The organism is Skermanella sp. (genome assembly GCF_059503625.1).
Genome location: NZ_JCACHA010001078.1, coordinates 4,967 through 5,660, shown reverse-complemented (window position 1 = coordinate 5,660; position 694 = coordinate 4,967).

Sequence of the window (694 nt, the reverse complement as noted above, 5' to 3'; positions counted from 1 at the left end):
CGCCCCGAGGTTCCCGTTCAGTACTGGCATATCTCCATCCGAGGCCGATAGCGGATGCGTTTCGGTTGCCCGAAGAGGCCCTTCTGGCCCTGCTGTGCCAACAGAACCGATGGGACGGCTTGCAGGCAGGATTGTGGGTCTATCGCCACCTGCCCGCCCTGATCCCTAACATCGGCAATCTGGATGCCGGTACTTTGACGACAAGTTCCGCGAGATCACGGCGACCATCGCAGGCTGTGGCTCCATTGAGGAAATCCGGGTCGCCTGAAACATCCGCCGGTAAAGAGAGTACGGCGTTGATTGAAGCCGAGGTGACGCTGTCCTGGACGGTTCTCTTCGTCATCAGGTCAGCGGAAATGCCATCAAGCCGACAATCCAAAGAGAACTGTAGATATCACCACACATCCCGCAGGCGGTCCCGCGTCGCCTCATCCGTGCACCCGACAACGACACGGACTTGATCCTCGGCGACCTCGCCCAAACCAAGAATCTGGATCTCCTCGCATGTCTTGATCAACCGGCGGAAGTTGTCCACTCCGGCGTGATCGATGTGGATGAAGGCATTAGCAGACAGCCGCAGGGGTATGGAAGCCACTACAACGCCGCACGACGCCGTCTACATCTACCGCCCAGAGTAGGGCCGAGCAGAACGGGCGAGAACTCATGCGGTGCATGAATGACGCATGCCGGCAAC